Origin of the sequence: Nocardia sp. NPDC019323 (assembly GCF_044389845.1) — a bacterium.
Classification (GTDB): domain Bacteria; phylum Actinomycetota; class Actinomycetes; order Mycobacteriales; family Mycobacteriaceae; genus Nocardia; species Nocardia implantans.
In genome coordinates this window covers 781,518-802,631 of record NZ_JBIRYN010000003.1, presented here as the reverse complement: position 1 = coordinate 802,631, position 21,114 = coordinate 781,518, and the positions used below count along the sequence as shown (strand labels likewise).

The following is a 21,114-nucleotide window of genomic DNA, read 5'->3' as shown; positions in this document are numbered from 1 at the left end:
CCCCAAAACCCGCAGCGGCAAAATCATGCGCCGCCTCCTACGCGACGTCGCCGAAGGACGCGAACTCGGCGACACCTCCACCCTCGTCGACCCGAAGGTGTTCGAATCGATCGCCCGCGGGTAACCACAAGGAGCGGCGGACCCGGCCACGAACAGATGAGGGGGTCCGGGTCCGTCGCTCCATTCCGGATTGAACCGCCGGATCACCCTCCCCGTGAACAAGGCGAACGCGGAACCGGCACAGCGCAGGCCGCGCCTTCGAGGGAGATCCGATGAAACGACTCGAGCCCTGGCTCACCCATGACCAGCTCCGCACTCGGCGCGGTGTGGTCATCGCCGGTGCGGGCATCGCCGCCGCGGCGGTCACCGCCTGCACCGCCTCCGCCCAGGACGACCCCGCGCCCGATGCCACCCCCGCCGCGCAGGGAGACCGGCCCGCCGATGCGGACCGCCCCGCGAACGCGCTGGCCAAGACCGCCGACATCCCCGTCGGCGGCGGCGTGATCGTGGGCGACATCGTGGTGACCCAGCCCAGCGCGGGCACCTTCGTCGGACTGTCCTCGGTGTGCACGCATGCCGGCTGCAAGGTCGCGACCGTTTCGGGGGGCACCATCAACTGTGCCTGTCACGGCAGCCGGTTCACGCTGGACGGCTCGGTGGCACGCGGGCCGGCGAGCAGACCACTCGCACCGCGCGGCGTGCGCGTCTCCGGTGATTCGGTGGTGGCGGACTGAGCCGGTCCGACCGCGCTCAGGAGCCGCCGAACTGCTCGGCCATCCGGCGGTCCATCTCGTCGGGCGGCACATCCTCCACATGGGTGGCCACGGTCCACCGGTGCCCCCACGGGTCCTCGAACGCGCCACTGCGGTCGCCGTAGAACTGGTCGGTCATGGGCGTGAGTTCCTTGGCGCCGGCGGCCAGCGCGGCGGCGAAGGCGGCGTCGGCGTCCTCGACGTACACGTACAGGTTGACGGGGGTGCCGCCGATCGTCTTCGGGTCGAGGAAATCCATATCGGGCGCCGAATCGCCGAGCATGACGACGGAATCGCCGAACATCAGCTCACAATGCGCGATCTTGCCGTCCGGACCCGGCATTCGCATGCGCTCGGTCGCGCCGAAGATGTTCTTGTAGAAATCGATCGCCGCCGCGGCGCCGTCGATCGCCAATCCGGGCGACACCACCGGATATCCCTCGGGAACGGGCTTGACATCGGACATCGGAAACCTCCGGTCGAGGCGTTGTGTCGGACCATGCCGAGCCTATTCCGGCGACCGGCGCGATTCGGCCGGATCGTGGGAAATCACGGTCCGGCGACGCCTTGCACTCTGCGCACCTGGGCCGCGGTCAGCGCGCTGAGCACCCCGGGGTCGACCGACTCCGGCGCCGTCACCGCGACCTGCACCAACGTGCTTCCCACCTGGACGATCGCGACCGACGAGCCGAGGGTCAGGTCGTCGCTGGTGGTGCGCACCTGGAACGGCGCGCAGGCATCGCCGGCGGGCGGCTGGGCCAGGCCGCCGACGCGGTAGTCGACCGGGATGTCGGAGCCGTCGGCGCTGGCGTAGTGCGCGCAGCGACGCAGAATTCCCTGCACGTCCGCGAAAGCGGCCGCGACCGTGTCCGCCGGATAACTGGCCGCGTCGATATCGATGCTGGAGAAATTCGGCCCCGCGTAGTGCGTGGACGCCCGCGCGAGCGCGCCGGAGCGTTGCGCACCGAGCGGCGCGAGCACTTTCACGCATTCGGCCGGATTCGTCGGCGAACCGCTGGCAGCGCCTGCCCCGGGTTCGGCCGCAGGCGGCAGCGCGGTGAAACCCGCGGGAAGGTCGGTGTCGCCGAGCAATCGCTCGCGCAGCCGAGCGGAATCGGTCTCAGGGGCGGTGGTCACGGGGGCCGCGGCAACGACCGGACCCAGCGCGGGTAGATCGGCCTTTCCGGCAGGCGCGGGCTCCTGCGAGCCACATCCGGCGACGACGAGCGGCACGAGCGCGGCCAGCATTCCGCACTGGCGGATCATTCGGCCCACGACACCTGCGTATCGATCGTCTGCTGCAGCGTGCTCTCGCTGTGCGGGTCGCGATAGGCCTGGTGCCCGCCGACGGTGATAGACCCGGCCACCGGCAGCGGCAAGCCGAGATCCACCGTGATGGTGCCCGCGCCCTGCATGGCGTAGTCGTCGATGTCCAGGGTGCCCGCGTTGTTGGGCAGGTCCCACACCGGCGACTTCGGCTTCTGGGTGACGCGCAGTTCGATGGTGAGCCGGTCGCCGTCGCGCTTGCTCAGCGTCGCGGTGGTCACCTGGTCCAGCAGGATGCCGCTGTTGACCTCCTGCCGCACCGTCCACACCGCGCCCTCGCCGACGGGCTCGTCCGGGAACGCGATCGACCGATAGACCGCCTGGTAGAACGCCTGCTCGAGGGCGGAGCGCGCGGTGTTGGACGCGTCGGGCGCCGGCTCGAGGCGCAGGGCGGTGATCGCGCCGAGATCACTGAGGTCGAAACCGGCGTGCGAACCGCCGATCTTGGTGAGCGCTTTGGCCAGCGTCGGATCCGGCGAGGTGACCGTGCCCAGAGTGAGATCGATGCCTTCGGCGGTGGTCTCGGCGGTCATGGGAATGGTCATGGCCGGGGTGGAGAAGTCGGGCTTGGGCTGCCCGTCGATCCGCTGTTCGATGTGGTGGGCGGTGTAGAGCGTGACCCGCTGCACGGTGCCGGCCGGATACTCCGGCCGCAGCAGCGATCGCGGCTCGGCGCCGGCCGATTGGACCGTGGTCACGGCGGCCGGAATCGGCACGGTCACTTCCTTGCCGATGCCGAGCGGCTCGGTTCCGTCGGCCTCACCGCTCGACTCGGCGCGGTCGCCGCAACCGACGCCGAGGGCCGAGAGCCCGACCGCGAGCACCATGAGCAGCACACCCGAGCGCGCGCTACGGGCATGGCTCGCGCTTCGTGGCAGGCGGGGAGAAGACAACACCGTCACGAGCAACAGGGTACGACCGATTCCTGAGTGTCAGCTGGGACATTCGGATGCGAGCCGGTCGGCGCGGCACGCGAACGCCCGAGGCGCGGGGCAGCGGCAATCGGACGCGCGCACGGCGCTCGATTCCGCTCGAGAGATGATGGTCGGTGTGAGTGACGACCGGCCGCCCGAGGAAACCCCAGCGAACACCGCAGATCCGACGACCGTGTCGGCTCCGCCGCAGCGCCTGCGGACACTGCTCGTCCTCGCCGCGGTCGTGCTCGGCCTGGATCTGCTCACCAAGACCCTCGCGGTCGCGAAGCTCACCCCGGGCGATCCGGTGCCGATCATCGGCGACTTCGCGCGCCTGAGCCTGGTGCGTAATCCGGGCGCGGCGTTCTCCATGGCCACCGGCATGACCTGGCTGCTGACCCTGGTCGCCGCCGCCGTCGTCATCGGCGTGGTGCGCATCGGCCGCACTCTGCGCTCGCTGGGGTGGGCGATCGGACTGGGCATGGTGCTCGGCGGCGCGGTCGGCAATCTGGCCGACCGGCTGTTCCGCGCGCCGGGCCCGCTGCAGGGGCACGTGGTGGATTTCGTCGCGGTGGGCTGGTGGCCGGTGTTCAACGTCGCGGACTCGGCCATCGTGTGCGGCGCGATCCTGCTGGTCGTGCTGACCGTGTTCGGCTTCGAACCGAACGGCACCCGGGTGGGCCACGGCAAGACCGGTGCGAGCGAGGGCAGCGCGGCATGAGGGAGACCAGGACCATGCCCGTCCCCGACGGGCTCGACGGCATGCGCGTCGACGCGGGCCTGGCCCGTCTGCTCGGCCTGTCCCGCACGGCGGTGGCCGCGCTCGCCGAGGAGGGGTCGGTGCAGCTCGACGGCGTCGCCGCAGGCAAATCCGACCGCCTCACCGCAGGGGCCTGGCTGGAGGTGATCTTCCCGGAGCCGAAGCGGGAACTGACCATCGAGGCCGAACCGGTGGAGGGCATGAAGATCCTCTACGCCGACGACGACATCGTCGCGGTGGACAAGCCGGTCGGCGTGGCCGCGCACACCGGCGTCGGCTGGAGCGGGCCGACGGTGGTCGGCGGGCTCGCCGCCGCCGGGTACCGCATCTCCACCTCGGGCGCCCACGAGCGGCAGGGCATCGTGCACCGGCTGGACGTCGGCACCTCCGGCGTGATGGTGGTCGCGCAGTCCGAGCACGCGTACACGGTGCTCAAGCGCGCGTTCAAGCAGCGCACCGTCGACAAGCGGTATCACGCCCTCGTGCAGGGACATCCCGACCCCAGCAGCGGCACCATCGACGCCCCGATCGGCCGGGCCCGCGGCAACGACTGGAAGTTCGCGGTCACCGCCGACGGACGACCGAGCGTCACGCACTACGACACCGTCGAGGCGTTCCATTCGGCCAGCCTGCTCGACATCCACCTGGAGACCGGCCGCACCCATCAGATCCGCGTGCACTTCTCCGCGATCCGCCACCCGTGCTGCGGCGATCTCACCTACGGCGCCGATCCGCGCCTGGCCGAGCGGCTCGGGCTGCAGCGGCAGTGGCTGCACGCGCGGTCGCTGGGCTTCCAGCACCCCGCCGACGGCCGCTACCTGGAGATCACCAGCGAATACCCGGACGACCTGAGACACGCGCTGGACGTCCTGCGCGATGCGTGAGCGCCGGGTGCCGCCGTGGCGCGGAATCCTCCTCGGCGCGGTGGCCGTCGCGCTGGTCGCGCTGATCCTCGCGCTCGGCGCGCTGTATCCGCCGTATCGCACCGCGGTGTCCACCGACCGGCTCGGGCCCGACCAGGGCGAGCAGGTCGCGGAGTATCTCGCCCGCGCACGCGACTCGCTGGACGCGGGCGGCGACGAGCCACGCTGGGCGCTGGCGTCGTTCACCGAGCCCCTCGCGCCCGGCGACATTCCGGCACACAGCGGCGGATTGCGTATCGCGCAGGTGCTCTACCGGGTGCCCGCGCCCGGCGTGCAGACGCCGCTGGTGGCCGTGCCCGTACCGGAAGGGGTTGCGTCGGCCGTGGATTCGTCCTCCGACGCGGCCTGGCTGCTGCCCCGCCCCGCCGACGAGCGCTCCGCGCGCGTGGTCGCGTTCTCCGCCGCGCGACTGCGCGGCGGCTGCGGCTGCGTCGTCGGGCTGGTCGTCCGGGGCGCCCCGGCGCAACTGCGAGACCTAGCCGGGCAGAAAGGCATTCGCGCGGTCCAGGCGCTTCCCGCCGACGCGGTGGCGGGCAGCTTCGCGGTGGCCCCGCTGCTGCCCGACTATCGCGACGTCGTGGGGCCACTGCCCGACGACGGACCGGTTCCGCAACCGTGAGCTAGTCCGGCAGGGTGACCACGCCGTCGAGGTAGCGGCGGCATCGTCCGAACAGCAGCACCCGGTCGTCGGTCAGCTCGCAGCGCAGGCTTCCGCCGCGGCGCGACAGCTGCCTTGCGCGCAGTTCGGTGCGGCCGAGCCGCTCGCTCCACAGCGGGACCAGCTGCGCGTGCGCCGATCCGGTCACCGGGTCCTCCGGGACGCCGACGGCCGGGGCGAAGACGCGGGAGACGAAGTCGACCGAATCGCCGGGCGCGGTGACGATCGCGGCGCGCGGCAGCGCGGGGAAGGCCGCCAGCACGGGCGCGACATCGCGCACCTCCTGTTCGGTCGCCACCACGATCACCTCGTCGGTGCCGGAGTACCCGCTCACCGGACGCACCCCGAGCGCGGCGACGAGCGCCGGATCGGGCTGCACCGGGATACTCGGCACGGCGGGCAGATCGAGGACGAACTCGTCGTCGTCGGTGCGGTCGACGTGCAGCCAGCCGCTGCGCGTGTAGAAGCTCACCCGGTCCTCGCCGGGGTGCAGGTCGGCCAGGATCTGCGCGGCGCTGGCCAGCGTGGCGTGCCCGCAGAGCGCGACCTCGACCCTCGGAGTGAACCACCGGAGGTGGAACGCGGGCCACTCGCCCGGCGGCAGGCCCGCTTCGGGAGGTAAGCGCGAGGTGTAGAACGCGGTCTCGGCGAGGTTGTTCTCCTCGGCCAGCTGTTGCAGCAACGCATCCGGCAGCCACGACGGGAGCGGCATCACCGCGGCCGGGTTGCCCGAGAACGGTGCGTCGGCGAACGCGTCGATCTGGTGCAGCAGTACCTCCATAATCTCCAGAAGGTACTCCAAGTCTGAATGGCCGCTTCGCACAAGGCTTCTCGTGGCGCGGCGAGTCAGGCGTCCAGTCTGTCAGGCGGCTCCGCCGGGCGAGCTCGGCAGCAGTTGCCGCTTCTCTCCGCGCAGCGCCGCGCTCACCCACCAGGCCGCCTCCACGAGCACGATGCCGACCACGCCGCAGCTCACCGCCGCGCCGGTGAGCGCGAGGTTGGACGGGTCGAGTTTGAAGAACTCGCGGGTGAACGGAACGGTGAACAGCACCACGTACGCCGCCACCGACACCGCGATCAGCACCACCTTCCACCACGCGTACGGCCGCGCGACGATGGCCAGCACCCACACCGCGATCATGATCAGCGTGATGAGCGCGGTCGTGCCCGCCTGGACCTTCTGCTCCTCGCTGGCGTGCGGCCCGGCGTAGGCGATCAGGTAGGACACGAAAGTGGCCGCGCCGATCACCACCCCCGACGGGATGGCCAACCGCATGACGCGCCCGACGAAACCCGTGCGGGCCCGCTCGTTGTTGGGCGCGAGGGAGAGGATGAACGCCGGAATGCCGATGGTGAACCAGGCCGCGATCGTGACGTGGCGCGGCAGGAACGGGTAGCCGATGGGCTCGTAGTCGAAGATCTGCGATCCGATCCCGGCCATGCCGACCAGGAAGGCCAGCAGCACCGAGTAGACGGTCTTGGTGAGGAACAGATTCGAGACCCGCTCGATGTTGCCGATCACCCGGCGGCCCTCGCCGACCACGTACGGCAGCGTGGCGAACTTGTTGTCCAGCAGCACGATCTGCGCCACCGCCCTGGTCGCCGGGCTGCCCGCGCCCATCGCCACGCCGATGTCCGAATCCTTCAGAGCGAGTACGTCGTTGACCCCGTCGCCGGTCATCGCCACCGTGTGCCCGCGCGCCTGCAAGGCCGACACCATGGCGCGCTTCTGATCCGGGCGCACCCGGCCGAAGGTGGTGTTGCCGTCCAGCACGTCGGCCAGTCCGTCGAGGTCCTCCGGCAACTGCCGCGCGTCGACCGGATGCTCGCCGCCGGGCAGATCCAGCGAAGAGGCCACCGCGCCGACCGACACGGCGTTGTCGCCCGAGATGACCTTGATGGAGACGTCCTGGCCGGCGAAGTAGTCGAGGGTGTCGCGAGCGTCCGGCCGGACCTTTTGTTCCAGCACGACCAAGGCGGCGGGCCGAACGACGCCGGGGGCGTCCGCCGCGTCCACCGCCCGGTCACCGCGCGCCAGCAGCAGCACGCGCAGACCGGAGGCGCCGAGTTCCTCCGCGACTCGCGCGTCCGCGGAATCCGGGTCCAGCAGCACGTCCGGCGCGCCCAGCAGCCAGTCGCCGTGCTCGCCGTAGGAGCAGCCGCTCCACTTCTTGGCCGAGGAGAACGGCGCGACGGCGGTGCGCTGCCAGCCGGGACCGTCCGGCAGCGCCTCGGCGATCGCTTGCACGCTCGCGTTCGGACGCGGATCGTCGGCGGCGAGCGCGGCCAGCGCGGTGCGCACCTCGGTGTCGTCGAAGGCGCCGAGGATCTTCAGGTCCGACAGCCGCATGCCGTTCTCGGTGAGCGTGCCGGTCTTGTCCGCGCAGACCACGTCGACGCGGGCCAGCCCTTCGATCGCGGGCAATTCCTGGACCAGGCACTGCCGCCGGCCCAGTCGCACCACGCCGACCGCGAACGCGATCGAGGTCATCAGTACCAGGCCCTCGGGCACCATCGGCACCAGCGCGGCCACCATGCCGGTGACCGCGGGCCGCCACGACTCGTTGCTGGAGACCAGCTGGTTGTAGATGCTCAGCAGACCTGCGGGGATCAGCAGGTAGGTGATGAACTTCAGAATCTTGTCGATACCGCTGCGCAGCTCGGAGTGCACCAGCGTGAACTTGCTCGCCTCCTCGGCCAGCCGCGCCGCGTAGGCGTCCCTGCCGACCTTGGTGGCGCGGTAGGCGCCGGACCCGGACACCACGTAGCTGCCCGACATCACGGTGGCACCGATCGCCTTGTCGATCGGGTCGGCCTCGCCGGTGAGCAACGACTCGTCCACCTCGAGCTGCGCGGATTCCTCGACCGTTCCGTCCACCACGATCTGGTCGCCTGGACCGAGTTCGATCAGGTCGTCGAGCACCACCTCGTGCGGCGCGACCTCGACGGCCCTGCCGTCCCTGCGGACGGTCGGCTTGGCCTGGCTGACGATGGCCAGCTCGTCCAGGGTGCGTTTGGCGCGGATCTCCTGGATGATGCCGACCGCGCTGTTGGCGACGATCAGCAGGCCGAACATGCCGTCGATGATCGATCCGGTGGCCAGTACCAGCACGAACAGGACCCCGAGGATGGCGTTGATCCTGGTGAAGACGTTCGCGCGCACGATGTCGCGAACCGAACGGCTCGCGCGATCGGGGACGTCGTTGGTCAGCCCGTCGCGGCGGCGTCGCTCGACCTCGGCCGCGGTCAATCCGGTGGCGCCCGACGCCTGCACGGTAATCGACATGACCGCAAGGCTACGTGACAACTACGTTCGTACATCGTGCGGCGAAGCAGGTCCATCCCCGGTGTGGCGTTCGGAGCGAGCGCGTACTTCTTGTGGGGACTTTTCCCCGCGTTCTTCGGGTTGCTGGCATTCGCAGGCCCGGGCGAGGTGGTGGCGCAGCGGGTCGTCTGGACGCTGGTGGTGGTGCTGGCGGTACTCGCCGTAACCGGCCGGATCCGCGAGCTGCGCGGCATCGGCGGCCGGGTCTGGCGCCTCGCGGCCGTCGCCTCGGCCGCGATCACGCTGAACTGGGGCGTGTACGTCTACGGGGTCATCTCCGGGCACGTCGTGGAGTGCGCGCTCGGCTACTTCATCAACCCGCTGGTCACCGTCGCGTTCGGGGTGGTGATCTTCCGGGAGCGATTGGCCGCCGCCCAGTGGGCCGCGCTCGCGCTCGGCGCGACCGCGGTGGCCGTGCTCACCGTCGACTACGGCAGACCACCGATCATCGCCTTGGCACTGGCCTGTTCCTTCGCCACCTACGGCTTGGTGAAGAAGGTGATCCCGCTGGACGCGCTGCGCGGCATCGCGGCCGAGGGCATCGTCGCCGCGCCCTTCGCGCTGGCGTTCGTGATCGCCCTCGCGATCACCGGGCACAGCGAATTCGCCACCGGAGCGGGACATACCGTGTTGATGGTGGCCACCGGGCCGGTCACCCTGCTTCCGCTGCTGCTGTTCGCCGTCGCCGCCCAGCGGGTCGCGCTGTCCACCATGGGCCTGCTGCAATACCTCACACCCGCACTACAGATGGCCTGGGGCGTCGCCGTCGCCCACGAGCCGATGCCCGCCTCCCGGTGGGCCGGTTTCGCTCTGATCTGGGTGGCGCTGGCGCTCTTCACCGCCGACGCGCTGCTGCGGACCCGTCGCGCGCGACGCGCGGCGCGCGCGGGAGCCACCGAATCCAGCCTGCTCGCGGACGAAACCCGGTCGACGCCATGAGCACGACGCAGCAGTTTGCTACGCGCGTAGCAAGTCGCTACGCGCGTAGCATGACTGCGTTGCCCGCTCGTGAACTGCGAAATCACACCGCCGAGGTACTGCGTCGCGTCGAGGCCGGCGAAGAGATCGAGATTCTCGAGGACAACCGACCGGTCGCGAAGATCATCCCGATATCCAGGCGGCGGCAATGGGTGCCCGCCTCGGAAATTCTCCGAGAACTGGCTCGCCTCGGCCCGGATACCACAGGCCTCCGACAGGAACTACGAGAGACCCTGACCGAAACGACGGATGACCTGCCGTGGTGAACAGTGAAGCGACGAGTCCCGAAGGGTCGGCACGTAGGTTGGCGAGCTACCAGCTCGCGCAACGGGTTCAGCCACTCGAGGTGGATGAGACCGTCGCGGAACATTGGGCGCTGCTGATCGCACGCCTTCGGTCCGCCGGGCGCAAAGTACCGATCAACGACTGCTGGATCGCAGCAACCGCACTGGCACATGACATTCCGATGGTCACGCAAGATGGCGATTACGAAGCGATGCCCGATCTAACGGTGCGGAAGCTGTAGCAATTCGTCGGGATCGGTCGCAAACGTGTCGGATCCGACACTTCTGCGGGCTGCGGCTGCTCCGTAGCGTCGATGCATGACCGCGCCCAGACCTCTCCGCTCCCGGACCGACACGTGGCGAACGCCCGCCGCGACTCCCGATCCGCTCGGCATGACCGGGCGGGAAATCCTGCAGGCCACCCTGGACGGACGATTCCCGGGTGCGCCGATCCTGGGCGCACTCGGTTTCCGGCTGGTCGAGGTCGGCGACGGAATCGTGGTCTTCGAAGGCCAGCCGGGCGATCAGCTGCTCGACCCGACGGGCGGGGTGTACGGCGGCTTCGTGGCGACGCTGCTCGAATCGGCCCTCGGCTCGGCCGTGTTGACGCGATTGGCGGGCGGGACGCGTTCCACCTCGGTCAAGATCGGGATGGACATCCACCGGGCCGTGCGCGGCGACACCGGAAAGCTGCGCTGCGAAGGCACCGCGGTCCACGTCGGCCCCACCACGGCCAGCGCCGAGGCCCGGCTGATCGGCGCCGAAGACGGCGAGCTGTACGCGCAGGCCACCTCGATGTACGCGATTCTGCGCATACTCTGAGCGGCGCACCGGGTGTTATGCGAAGTATGAAGTGCGCCAGAGCTTTTCCTACGACGACGGCCGGTCGCCGAGGCGGAGCCCCGGCGACCGGCCGTCGAGTGCACTCAGCTGCAGGCCACCGACTGCTGACCGAGGTTGGTCAGCATGGTGCAGGCCCATGCCTTCTGGATCTTCCACTTGCCGTTGTCGGCGACGAACGGCACGTCGACGATGTTCTCCTGGCCGTTGAGGGTGAACTTGGCCTTCGCGTTCACGCTGTCGCCGAAGGAGGTGACGTCGGTGACCTCGATCTTCACGTCGGCGCCCGACGCGGCCTGGGACAGGCGGTCCGGCAGCGTCGGGTCGGCCTCGGCGCCCTGGACGTTGTCCAGCTTCTCGGAGGCGGGCACCGACGGGTCGAGCGCACGGGCGAGGGCGGTGTTCAGCTCCGCGGGGGTCGGGACCGGCGGCAGGTTCGCGCTCGCGGTCGCCGACGCCTTGGCGCTGGTCGACGTCTTGGCGGCGGGCTTGCTGTCCTTGTCGTCGCCACCACAGGCGGTCAGGCCAAGCGCGGCGACGATGGCCAGTCCGGCGATCGCGATGCGTCCAGTCTTACGAAGCTTCAACTGCTCGTCCTTTGCGTTCGAGAGGTCCGTGTCGTGTTCACCATGGCAGCCGCCCCCGAACCGGCGGCGCTGCACGAGGTCCCAGGCTACCGGCCCCGGGCGGCGTCAGCCGGACCGGCGATGGTCGTCGGCAGCGAACGTACGCGCCCGGCCGGGCGATGTCGAGCCGCGAGCCCGGATCTCAGCGCAGACTGCCCAGCGGATCGGCCCGGGTGAGCGCGGCATCGTCGGCGGCGAAGGTGCGCGCGGGACCCGGGCCGGTGGAACGGGTTTCGAAGCGCACGGTCACGACGCCGAGCCCGGCGCCCTGCACCCACCCGTGACCGTGCTCGGGATGCGACACGTCCATGCCGGGATGCCAGGCGGCGATGGGCAGGACCGGCGCGGTGCGGTCGGCATCGCCGAGGTCAGCGACCTGCGGCTGTTCGGGTTCGGGCCGCGCCGAAGCGATTTCGGCCGTGCCGCGATCCAGTTCGGGGAACAGCGATTCCTGGCGGACGGTGGACAGGCCGCCGTAGCCGACGCCGACGAGACGGATCGGGCCCAGCTCCCTCGGGTCGAGCGCGGAGCGCTGCGCGGCGGCGGCGAGCGTGGCCAGATCCTCGGTGGCATACGGCAGTGTGAAGGAGCGGGTGACGATGCTCATATCGGACTTCTTCAACTTCAGCACCACCGTGCGCGCGGCACGCCCGTCACCGGTCAGGCGCCGGTGCGCCGCGGCGGCCATGTCCTCGATGGCAGGACGCAGCTGCTCGAGACTGACGATGTCGGTTTCGTAGGTTGTCTCGGCGCTGATCTGTTTCGCCTCGGTGCGTTCGGCGACCGGACGGTCATCGATGCCGCGCGCCAGCCGGTGCAACGCGGCGCCGATGCTGCCGCCGAGGATCGACATCGCCTCCGATTCCGGCAGCGCGGCGAACGCGCCGACGGTCTCGATGCCCAGCGAGCGCAACCGGCCCTCCGCGACCGGGCCGATCCCCCACAGCTTGCGCACCGGAAGACCCGCGAGCAGGCGCGGCTGCTCGACCGGCGAGATCACTCGCACCCCATCGGGTTTGGCCAAGCCGGAGGCGATCTTGGCCAGCTGTTTTCCGGTGCCCGCGCCCACCGAGGCGGTCAACCCGGTGCGTGCGCGCACCACGGCGCGCAATTCCTCGCAGAACGCGTGCACCCGGGCGACCGTCGCGCCGGCCAGCTCGGCGGGCTCGCCGAACGCCTCGTCGTACGACAACGTCTCCAGCACCGGGATCCGGCTGCGCAGCGCGTCGAACACCTGCCCGCTGACCACGCCGTAGACCGCTCCCCGCGGCGGCACCACCACCGCGGTGACGCCGACCAGCCGGCGCGCCTGATGCATCGGCATCGCCGACCGGGCGCCGAACACGCGCGCCTCGTAACTGGCTCCGGCGACCACGCCGCGTCCGCCCGTCCCGCCGACCAGCACCGGCCTGCCGCGCAACGTCGGCCGGGTCAGCTGTTCGACGGAGGCGAAGAACGCGTCCATGTCGATGTGCAGCACCCAGCGCCGTGCGGCGCTGTCCGCGTCGGCGAGCACCGGCGGCGGGCTCGCCGGGCTTGCGCCGGAGGTGTTCCCGATCCCCGTCGACGGCGCGGCCACGCGCTCGACGGTCGGTTTCTCGGTACGCACGGGTGCAATGTACGCCCGTGCACCGACAGTCCGGGCGCGGCGGTGACGCTGTCCGGTGGCTGTGCGCTAGCTGCTGGTTACCTGTCGGTATCGCCCCGCCCTCGCTCGCGCCTCCGCAGGCCGATCCGTCCCGCCGCGACGGCGTTGATCTGCCCTTTTCCGCGCCGAACCCGGTACCGGACAGTCCTGAAATAACCGCCGACGTGCCGCGGGGACGGGGCCGGACCCTCGGTCCGATATGTGATGATCGGACCCATGAATATCCGCAAGGCCGTCATCCCGGCCGCCGGTATCGGCTCCCGGCTGCTTCCGCTGACCAAGGCCATCCCCAAGGAGATGCTGCCGGTCGGCGACAAGCCGGTGATCGAGCACACGGTCCGCGAGCTGGTCGCTTCGGGCATCACCGACATCACCATCGTGGTCAGCAGCGGAAAATCACTCATCCAGGATCACTTCCGGCCCAATCCCGCACTGGTGGCCCAGCTGCGCGCGGACGGCAAGACCGCCTTCGCCGACGCTGTCGAAGAGGTCGGCGAGCTGTCGCGGCTCGGCCACATCACCTACCTGGACCAGCACGGGCCCTACGGCAACGGCACCCCGGTGCTCAACGCCGCCCGCAATCTGGGCGACGAGCCCATGCTGGTGCTGTGGCCGGACGACGTATTCGTCGCCGACGTGCCCCGCGCCCAGCAGCTCATCGACGCCTACGAGGCCACCGGAGCCCCGGTGCTGGCGCTGATGCCGATGGATCCCGCCGAGTCGCAGCGCTACGGCGTTCCGGTGGTCGCCGACGATCACGGCAACGGCCTGCTGCGCATCACCGGCCTGCGGGAGAAGCCGAAGCCGAAGGACGCGCCGTCGTCCTTCGCCGCGATCGGCGGCTACGTCGTCACCCCCGGCATCATCGACGAACTGCGCAGGCAGACCGAAGCGTGGTACGAACACCGCACCGGCGAGGTGTATCTCACCGACGCGATCAACGTGCACGCGGCGAACAATCCGGTCTACGGCCAGGTCATCCGCGGCCGGTGGTACGACACCGGCAACCCGGCCGACTATCTGGTGGCGCAATTCGCCTCGGCGCTGGCCCATCAGCAGTACGGACCGCTGCTGCGCACCCTCGCCGACGACCTCGGCGACTGACCGCACCCCGGCCACCCGGAGCGCGGCGGTGCTGTCCGCCCCGCGCCGAGCGGTGACCAGGGTGGCATCCGGCGTCGGCGCACCGGTGCCGCTCCCGTCCGACGGCGGGCACGGCCGAGTCGCCGCGGCCCCGGCCCACATTCGCGGGTCGGGGCCGTTTCCGCGCGGGCGTAGCCGCGCCGGGTGCGCTCAGAAGCGACGGATGGCGTAGATGTCGAATTCGTCCAGCGGAGTGAAGCCGACCGGCACGCCCTGCCCGTAGGCGTTGAGCACCTGGCCGTTGCCCGCGTAGATACCGACGTGCGAACCGTCGCTGTTCAGCACGATCACGTCGCCGAGCGACAGCGAACCACGCGGGACGGGCGCGCCCACCTTCGCCTGCTGCCAGGTGGTCCGCGGAAGGCGCACGCCGACCTGGCGATACGCCCACTGCACGAGGCCCGAGCAGTCCCAGCTGTCGGGGCCGGTGCCGCCCCATTCGTAGGGCTTGCCGATCTGCGTCGTCGCCGCGGCCAGCGCTCCGACGCCGAACACACTGGGTATCGGCAGGTCGGCCGAGCCGCTGGCGCTGCCGGACGACGAACTGCCGGTGCCCGACGAACCGGATGACGCGCTGCCCGGCCCGCTGCCGGAGGCGCTGCCGGTGTCGGCCCACGCCGGTCCGGCGAGCAGAAGAGTCGCGATGATCGAGAGCAAGAATCCGAGTGCGATGCGATGCAACGATTTTCTCGGCACGTACTCGCCCCTTCCATGGGCGCAGTTGACTGGCCGCCGATCGGCAGCCTGGCTAACATATGGCATCGGCAGCGGTCCCCGATGCGGAGCCGCGGCCACCCGCGCCGGACACGTTCCCAGCACGGCCGAATCCCAAGTACGACACGCGAAAAAGAGAAACTGCCGCCCCCTGAGAACGCCTGGGCAACAGTAGCGACATCGCAGATTGTGCCTGGGATATCGGCGAATTGTCGGGAATCAGCAAACTCTCAGCATGTGATCTAAATCACTATGTGGTGACGGTGGCCGCCGATGCCGGAAGCCGAGCACCTTGCTGCTGGGTAGCGGTCCGGTCGCGGGGCGATGCGTACGTCGTCCGCCGTACCGACCCGAAAAAGCCGGGGCGGGACCTTTCGGTCCCGCCCCGGCTCGCCGAAGTACCCGACGCTCAGGCCTTGGCGATCTTCGCGCGTACACCGCCGACCAGATCGGCGGCTTCCGGGCCGGCGTCGCCGAAGGTCAGCGTGGTGGCCAGGATCTCACCCGCGATCAGGTCACGATGCGTCTCGGCCCACGCGGCCCGGTCCGCCGGGACGTCCAGCACCACGGTGATGCGGTCGGAGACGTCCAGCCCGGCGGACTTCCTGGTCTCCTGCAGGTCGCGGATCAGGTCCCGCGCCCAGCCCTCGGCCTCCAGTTCCTCGGTGACCACCGAGTTCAGCACCACGAGGCCCGCGTTGCCCGGCAGCGCCGCGGTCGACTCGGGTTCGGCCGCGACCAGGCGCTGGGTGTACTCCTCAGGCAGCAGGGCGATCCCGGCCGCGCGGACCGTGCCGTCGGCGTCCTCCGACCACTCGCCCGCCTTGACCGCTTTGATCACCGCCTGCACGTCCTTGCCCAGTCGCGGTCCCGCGGCGCGGGCGTTGACCACCAGCTCGAACCGGCCGTGCGCGTCCACGTCGGTGGTCAGATCGACCTTCTTGACGTTGACCTCGTCGGCGACGATGTCGGCGAACGGCGCCAGCCGCTCCGCGTCGGCCGCGGCGATGGTGACCTCGGCCAGCGGCAGCCGCACCCGCAGGTTCTGCGCCTTGCGCAGGCTCAGCACCGTCGAGCACACCACCCGCACCTCGTCCATGGCGGCGACCAGCTCCGGATCGTCCGGCAGCTCGCCCTCCTTCGGCCAGTCGGCCAGGTGCACCGACTCGCCGCCGGTCAGCCCGCGCCAGATCACCTCGGTGATCAGCGGCAGCAGCGGCGCGGCCAGCCTGGTGACCACCTCGAGCACCGTGTGCAGGGTGTCCACCGCGTCGCGGTCCTCGCTCCAGAACCGGGAGCGCGAGCGCCGCACGTACCAGTTGGTCAGCGCGTCGGCGAAGGAGCGCAGTTCCTCGCAGGCGCCTGCGATGTCGTAGGTCTCCAGCGCCTCGGTGATGACGTCCCTGGTGCGCGCCAGCTTCGCGAGGATGTAGCGGTCCAGCACGTGCGGCGAATCCGTGCGCCACACACCGGGCTTCGAGGCGTACAGCTGCAGGAAGGTCCACGCGTTCCACAGCGGCCGCAGCGCGTGGCTCACGCCCTCGCGGATGCCGCGCTCGGTGACGATGAGATTGCCGCCGCGCAGGATCGGCGAACTCATCAGGAACCAGCGCATCGCGTCCGAGCCGTCCCGGTCGAACACCTCGTTGACGTCCGGGTAGTTGCCCTTGGACTTGCTCATCTTCAAGCCGTCGTCACCGAGCACGATGCCGTGCGCGGCCACGGTCTTGAACGCCGGGCTGTCGAACAGGGCCGTCGCCAGCACGTGCAGCGTGTAGAACCAGCCGCGGGTCTGCCCGTTGTACTCGACGATGAAATCGCCGGGGAAATGGCTGTCGAACCACTCCTTGTTCTCGAACGGGTAGTGCACCTGGGCATACGGCATCGAACCGGACTCGAACCAGCAGTCCAGCACCTCCGGCACCCGGCGCATGGTCGACTTGCCGGTCGGGTCGTCGGGATTCGGCCGGGTGAGCTCGTCGATCATCGGACGGTGCAGATCGGTCGGGCGCACACCGAAGTCGCGCTCGAGCTCGTCCAGCGAGCCGTAGACGTCGACGCGCGGGTAGGCCGGGTCGTCGGACACCCAGACGGGGATCGGGCTGCCCCAGTAGCGGTTGCGGCTGATGTTCCAGTCGCGCGCGCCTTCCAGCCACTTGCCGAACTGGCCGTCGCGGATGTGCTCGGGCACCCAGGTGATCTGCTTGTTCAGCTCCACCATGCGGTCGCGGAACTTGGTCACCGCGACGAACCAGGACGGCACGGCCATGTAGATCAGCGGCTGCCCGGAGCGCCAGCTGTGCGGGTAGGAGTGCTCGATCGTCTCGTGCCGCAACAGCTTCCCGGCGGCCTTGAGGTCCTTGATGATCACCGGGTTGGCGTCGAACACCATCAGGCCCTCGTACGGCGGAACCATCGAGGTGAACTTGCCGCCCGGATCCAGCGGCTGCACCAGTTCGATGCCGTGGGCGGAGGCGACGTCCATGTCCTCCTCACCGAACGCGGGCGCCAGATGCACGATGCCGGTGCCCGAGTCGGTGGTCACGTAGTCGGCGGTGAGCACACGGTGGGCGTTGGGGTGGCCGGCGAAGAAGTCGAACGGCGGCGCGTAGGACAGCTCGGCCAGCGCGGCGCCGTCGAACTCCGCGAGCACCTCCGGCTCCTCGCCGAACTCCCGCGCGTAGTGCGAGACCCGTTCGGCCGCGAGCACATAGCGTTTGCCGTCGGCCGCGCGCAGGTGCACGTAGCGGACGTCGGGGTGCACCGCGATCGCCAAGTTGGACGGCAGCGTCCACGGCGTGGTGGTCCAGATCAGCGCGTTGGCGCCGTCGAGTTCGTGCAGCGGATGCTCGGCGGGCACGCGCAACGCCATGTCGACGGTGACCGCAGGATCCTGGCGCATCTTGTAGGCGTCGTCGAGGCGGGTTTCCTGATTCGACAGCGGCGTCTGCTCGTACCAGCTGTAGGGCAGCACCCGGAAGCCCTGATAGATCAGCCCTTTGTCGTACAGCGACTTGAACGCCCACATCACCGACTCCATGAAGTCGGTGTCCAGCGTCTTGTAGTCGTTGTCGAAGTCGACCCAGCGGGCCTGGCGGGTCACGTAGTCGCGCCATTCCCCGGTGTAGCGCAGCACCGATGTTTTGCAGGCCGCGTTGAATTCCGCGAGCCCCATCGCATCGATCTGTGATTTGTCCGTGATACCGAGCTGCTTTTCGGCTTCGATTTCCGCGGGCAATCCGTGGCAGTCCCAGCCGAATCGCCGGTCGACCCGCTTGCCGCGCATCGTCTGGAAACGCGGGACGAGGTCTTTGACGTATCCGGTGAGCAAATGTCCGTAATGCGGCAGACCGTTGGCAAAGGGCGGCCCGTCGTAGAAGACGAATTCGGCTGCGCCGGAACGGTTTTCGATGCTCGCGCGGAAAGTGTCGGCGGCCGCCCACGCGTCGAGCACGCGGCGCTCCATCTCGGGGAACGACGCCCCGCTGCCGACGCTCAGGTCGACGCGCGGGTACGCGCTGTTGCTGGAAGTGTGGTCCGCCATCGCGGATACGTCTCCTCGTGCCGAGTCGTTTGGCACGGGGACGATGTCGGCGCCCGGTGCGCCGAAACCGCGGTACCACCCCGCTTGTCCGGCGTGACGAACACCGGACCTCTCATTCGCGAGCTGTGACGGGCTCACCCGTTCGGTTCTACTGAGCGGCCCCCGGGCCGCCGTTCTTCCGAAGGCTCCCCGGTGATGGCCGGATCGACGCCGTGTTCATGTTTGATTCTAGCCGGATCGGTCAACTCACTTTGCAGCGCAGGTCAGCGTTTGGCATGACGACCAGGAGGCGGCGGGGAATCACCATCCGGACTCCGCATGGACAAAGCACTCACCAGCAAGAGCATCGCGCCGATGACGCACACCACGATGCAGCCCCACGCCCAGATCACCGATCCGGTGGTGAGCGCTGCCACGAGCAGGGCGAAGCCGATCGCGGCAAGGACGAGTGTCAAGACGAGCATGGTGACCCCCAAGGCATGCCGGGCGGCTCGACAGTTCCTCTAACGGTATGCGAACTGCTGTGCTGGGGCGCGGCGAGCTACTTGCCGCCCTTGGCGAACGACGCCGGCGCGAGGTTGTTGGCCGTGTTGGCATCCGCGAAGGCTTCGCCGCCGTCGACCGGGACGGCCGAGCCACGGTTCTCCAGCTCCTCGAGCTGCGACTCCAGGTACGACTTCAACCGCACCCGGTACTCCCGCTCGAACGTCTTGAGCTGCTCGATACGGCTCTCCAGCACGCTGCGCTGCTGGGTGATGGTCGCCATGATCTCGGTGTGCTTGCGCTCGGCGTCGGCCTGCAGGGCGTCGGCCTTCTCCTTGGCCTGGCGCAGCTGGCTGTCCGAGCGGCTCTGCGCGTCCGACAGCATCGCGTCCGACTTCTGACGGGCGTCGGCGATCATGGCCTCCGACCGGGTCCTGGCGTCTCCGACCAGTCGCTCGGAATTCGCCCGAGCATTCGACAGCAAGCTCTCCGCCTCGGCCTTGGCGTCGCTGGTCAGCCGATCCGCCATCTCCTGGGCGAGGCTGAGCACCTTGGCGGCCTGCAGGTTCGCGTCGGCGCCCGGCGCGTCCTTGGCCACCGGCGCCGCAGGCATCGGGGCGGGCGGCGCGGCGGGAACCGGAGGCTTGATCGGTTCCGGCTGCGGCGGCGGGGCCTGCGGAATCGGCGGTTTCGCCGCGTTCACCCCGGGGCCGCGGTTCTTCTTGGCGTCGGCCAATTCCGCGTCGAGCTCGGCGACCCGCTGGCGCAGATCGGCGTTCTCCTCGATCAGACGCGACAGCTCCTGCTCCACGAGATCCAGGAACGCGTCGACTTCATCCTCGTTGTAGCCGCGCTTCCCGATCGGCGGTTTGCTGAACGCGACGTTGTGCACATCGGCTGGGGTCAGCGGCATGGAAGGATCCCTTCACGCGTCTTTTGGAGATCTAGCAGATCTAGCAAGCTGTCTTACGGCCCATTCTGTCACACCGGAGCTACCGGCTGCCCGAGCCTGCCCACGATCGACATCAGGATGAAGACGATGAAAAGCAGGACCATAATCGACAGATCCAGGCGAATTCCGCCCAGCGACACCGGAGGTATCAACCGCCTGAGCAGTTTCACCGGGGGGTCGGTGATCGTGAAGATCACCTCCAGGACGACGACCACGACACCGGTAGGACGCCAGTCTCGGGCAAAGCTACGGATGAACTCGACGATCACCCGGCTGATCAGCAACAGCCAGAAGATGAACAGTACGAAGTACAGCACCGCGAACAAGGCCACGAGTTCACTCTGCCGTAAAAATCGCTTCGCGCAAAATGACCGCGCCGCACAACCTGCGACCGGTCCGCTTCACCCCCCAGATCACGAGCTTATTTCTGGTTGTAGAAGCCGGTTTCCGCGATGCGCCTGCGTTCTTCCGCTGATACGTCGACATCCGCCGGTGAGAGCAGGAACACTTTTGTCGCGACCTTGTCGAACGACCCGCGCAGCGCGAAGGCCAGGCCCGCGGCGAAGTCGACCAGCCGCTTGGCGTCGGCGTTGCTCAGATCCACCAGATCCATGATCACCGGATTGCCCTCGCGGAAGCGTTCGCCGATGATCCGAGCCTCGCTGTAGTCGCGCGGGCGCAGCGTCGTGATCTTGGACAAGGGGCCTCCGTCCTCGAAGATCCCGGGCCGCCGCACCGGGGCGGGCTCGGGACGCACGCGCTCCTCCAGCCTGCGCTCCTCGGCGTCGGGGTCGACGGCGAGCGCGCCACGGGTCGTGCCGCGCAGCGGGGGCGCGCTCCCGCCCGCGCGGAACCGGCCCGACGGCGCGGAGTCGATCCGGGTGGGACGCCGGGGCGCGTCGTAGCGGTCGTCGCCGTAGGGCTCGTCGACGTAGTCGTCGCGCCGCGACACCGAGTAACCCGCCTTGTAGGGCGACTTGTAGGCCGGCTCGGGGTAGTCGACATCGTCGAAACGGCTTGCGCCGTACCGATCCTCGCCGTAGCGCTCGACGTAGCCGTCGCGGTCGGAGTAGTCACGGGGCCGGGGCCTGCGAGCGCCGCGCTCGTCCACCCCTCGGGGAGCGCGATCGTCGACGTAGTCGTCTTCGTAATCCTCGAGCGGAACCATGCCGAAGTACGCCTTGAACTTGTGCAGCGTGCTCATTGGTCGACCTTCCTTCGGCCCCGGTGGCGGCCGGGTGTTG

22 protein-coding genes are annotated in these 21,114 nt (G+C 69.5%); 9 read left to right on the top strand and 13 right to left on the bottom strand.

Features of this window, described 5'->3' with window-relative positions; genetic code table 11:
- Positions 1-272 precede the first annotated feature (272 nt).
- On the top strand, positions 273-734 hold the full coding sequence (locus tag ACH49X_RS16670) for a Rieske (2Fe-2S) protein (protein WP_195077884.1): 462 nt from the start codon (positions 273-275) through the stop codon (positions 732-734).
- 16 nt (positions 735-750) lie between these two features.
- Here ACH49X_RS16670 and ACH49X_RS16665 read toward each other — a convergent pair whose 3' ends face one another.
- The 3 genes from ACH49X_RS16665 to ACH49X_RS16655 form a co-directional block, all read right to left on the bottom strand.
- Positions 751-1,218 carry a VOC family protein gene (locus ACH49X_RS16665; protein ID WP_195077883.1) on the bottom strand — a complete coding sequence of 156 codons (468 nt, stop codon included), beginning with the start codon at positions 1,216-1,218 and terminating at the stop codon, positions 751-753.
- Between the two features lie 83 nt (positions 1,219-1,301).
- Positions 1,302-2,018, bottom strand: coding sequence for a hypothetical protein (locus tag ACH49X_RS16660; protein WP_357112745.1), 717 nt, complete (start codon positions 2,016-2,018; stop codon positions 1,302-1,304).
- A complete protein-coding gene (locus ACH49X_RS16655) occupies positions 2,015-2,905 on the bottom strand; it encodes a hypothetical protein (RefSeq protein WP_195077961.1) in 891 nt (296 codons plus the stop codon). The genes ACH49X_RS16660 and ACH49X_RS16655 overlap by 4 nt, the downstream gene beginning before the upstream one ends.
- 211 nt (positions 2,906-3,116) lie before the next feature.
- Between ACH49X_RS16655 and lspA the strand changes: the two genes are divergently transcribed.
- The 3 genes from lspA to ACH49X_RS16640 are packed head-to-tail and all read left to right on the top strand — an operon-like array spanning position 3,117 to position 5,294.
- Positions 3,117-3,713, top strand: coding sequence for a signal peptidase II (gene lspA, locus ACH49X_RS16650; RefSeq protein ID WP_195077882.1), 597 nt, complete (start codon positions 3,117-3,119; stop codon positions 3,711-3,713).
- Positions 3,710-4,636 (top strand): RluA family pseudouridine synthase, encoded by a 927-nt coding sequence (locus ACH49X_RS16645; protein ID WP_067811124.1) that lies wholly within the window; start codon positions 3,710-3,712, stop codon positions 4,634-4,636. The genes lspA and ACH49X_RS16645 overlap by 4 nt, the downstream gene beginning before the upstream one ends.
- Positions 4,629-5,294, top strand: a complete 666-nt coding sequence (locus ACH49X_RS16640; RefSeq protein WP_357209121.1) for a hypothetical protein — start codon at positions 4,629-4,631, stop codon at positions 5,292-5,294. Before ACH49X_RS16645 ends, ACH49X_RS16640 begins: the two co-directional genes overlap by 8 nt.
- A gap of 1 nt (position 5,295) precedes the next feature.
- Here ACH49X_RS16640 and ACH49X_RS16635 read toward each other — a convergent pair whose 3' ends face one another.
- A complete protein-coding gene (locus ACH49X_RS16635) occupies positions 5,296-6,114 on the bottom strand; it encodes a PhzF family phenazine biosynthesis protein (protein ID WP_195077880.1) in 819 nt (272 codons plus the stop codon).
- 81 nt (positions 6,115-6,195) lie between these two features.
- Positions 6,196-8,619 carry an HAD-IC family P-type ATPase gene (locus ACH49X_RS16630; RefSeq protein ID WP_357112730.1) on the bottom strand — a complete coding sequence of 808 codons (2,424 nt, stop codon included), beginning with the start codon at positions 8,617-8,619 and terminating at the stop codon, positions 6,196-6,198.
- 33 nt (positions 8,620-8,652) lie between these two features.
- On the opposite strand from ACH49X_RS16630, the gene rarD reads away from it, so the two are divergent.
- The 4 genes from rarD to ACH49X_RS16610 all read left to right on the top strand — a co-directional run bounded on the left by rarD (position 8,653) and on the right by ACH49X_RS16610 (position 10,742).
- On the top strand, positions 8,653-9,597 hold the full coding sequence (rarD, locus tag ACH49X_RS16625; RefSeq protein WP_397070147.1) for an EamA family transporter RarD: 945 nt from the start codon (positions 8,653-8,655) through the stop codon (positions 9,595-9,597).
- Between the two features lie 50 nt (positions 9,598-9,647).
- Entirely contained in the window at positions 9,648-9,902 is a 255-nt protein-coding gene (locus tag ACH49X_RS16620; protein ID WP_357112727.1) for a type II toxin-antitoxin system prevent-host-death family antitoxin, read from the top strand.
- Positions 9,896-10,162, top strand: coding sequence for a PIN domain-containing protein (locus ACH49X_RS16615; protein ID WP_357296735.1), 267 nt, complete (start codon positions 9,896-9,898; stop codon positions 10,160-10,162). Before ACH49X_RS16620 ends, ACH49X_RS16615 begins: the two co-directional genes overlap by 7 nt.
- A gap of 76 nt (positions 10,163-10,238) precedes the next feature.
- Positions 10,239-10,742, top strand: a complete 504-nt coding sequence (locus tag ACH49X_RS16610) for a PaaI family thioesterase (protein WP_195077876.1) — start codon at positions 10,239-10,241, stop codon at positions 10,740-10,742.
- A gap of 104 nt (positions 10,743-10,846) precedes the next feature.
- On the opposite strand, the gene ACH49X_RS16605 is transcribed toward ACH49X_RS16610, so the two are convergent.
- A complete protein-coding gene (locus tag ACH49X_RS16605) occupies positions 10,847-11,347 on the bottom strand; it encodes a hypothetical protein (RefSeq protein ID WP_195077875.1) in 501 nt (166 codons plus the stop codon).
- A gap of 181 nt (positions 11,348-11,528) precedes the next feature.
- Positions 11,529-12,851, bottom strand: a complete 1,323-nt coding sequence (locus ACH49X_RS16600) for a DNA polymerase IV (RefSeq protein WP_397070145.1) — start codon at positions 12,849-12,851, stop codon at positions 11,529-11,531.
- A gap of 399 nt (positions 12,852-13,250) precedes the next feature.
- Here ACH49X_RS16600 and ACH49X_RS16595 point away from each other — a divergent pair, with 399 nt between their 5' ends.
- Positions 13,251-14,138 carry a UTP--glucose-1-phosphate uridylyltransferase gene (locus tag ACH49X_RS16595; RefSeq protein ID WP_357112719.1) on the top strand — a complete coding sequence of 296 codons (888 nt, stop codon included), beginning with the start codon at positions 13,251-13,253 and terminating at the stop codon, positions 14,136-14,138.
- Positions 14,139-14,327: 189 nt separating this feature from the next.
- Here ACH49X_RS16595 and ACH49X_RS16590 read toward each other — a convergent pair whose 3' ends face one another.
- The 6 genes from ACH49X_RS16590 to ACH49X_RS16565 form a co-directional block, all read right to left on the bottom strand.
- On the bottom strand, positions 14,328-14,873 hold the full coding sequence (locus ACH49X_RS16590) for an NlpC/P60 family protein (protein ID WP_323124697.1): 546 nt from the start codon (positions 14,871-14,873) through the stop codon (positions 14,328-14,330).
- Between the two features lie 427 nt (positions 14,874-15,300).
- Positions 15,301-18,435, bottom strand: coding sequence for an isoleucine--tRNA ligase (gene ileS / locus ACH49X_RS16585; RefSeq protein ID WP_195077873.1), 3,135 nt, complete (start codon positions 18,433-18,435; stop codon positions 15,301-15,303).
- A gap of 263 nt (positions 18,436-18,698) precedes the next feature.
- On the bottom strand, positions 18,699-18,899 hold the full coding sequence (locus ACH49X_RS16580; RefSeq protein ID WP_084488747.1) for a hypothetical protein: 201 nt from the start codon (positions 18,897-18,899) through the stop codon (positions 18,699-18,701).
- A gap of 77 nt (positions 18,900-18,976) precedes the next feature.
- Positions 18,977-19,831, bottom strand: a complete 855-nt coding sequence (locus ACH49X_RS16575; protein WP_195077872.1) for a DivIVA domain-containing protein — start codon at positions 19,829-19,831, stop codon at positions 18,977-18,979.
- A gap of 68 nt (positions 19,832-19,899) precedes the next feature.
- Positions 19,900-20,202: a YggT family protein gene (locus ACH49X_RS16570; RefSeq protein ID WP_039797136.1), complete on the bottom strand. Its 303-nt coding sequence runs from the start codon at positions 20,200-20,202 to the stop codon at positions 19,900-19,902.
- An 89-nt stretch (positions 20,203-20,291) separates the two neighbouring features.
- Positions 20,292-21,074, bottom strand: a complete 783-nt coding sequence (locus ACH49X_RS16565) for a cell division protein SepF (RefSeq protein ID WP_195077871.1) — start codon at positions 21,072-21,074, stop codon at positions 20,292-20,294.
- Positions 21,075-21,114 lie beyond the last annotated feature (40 nt).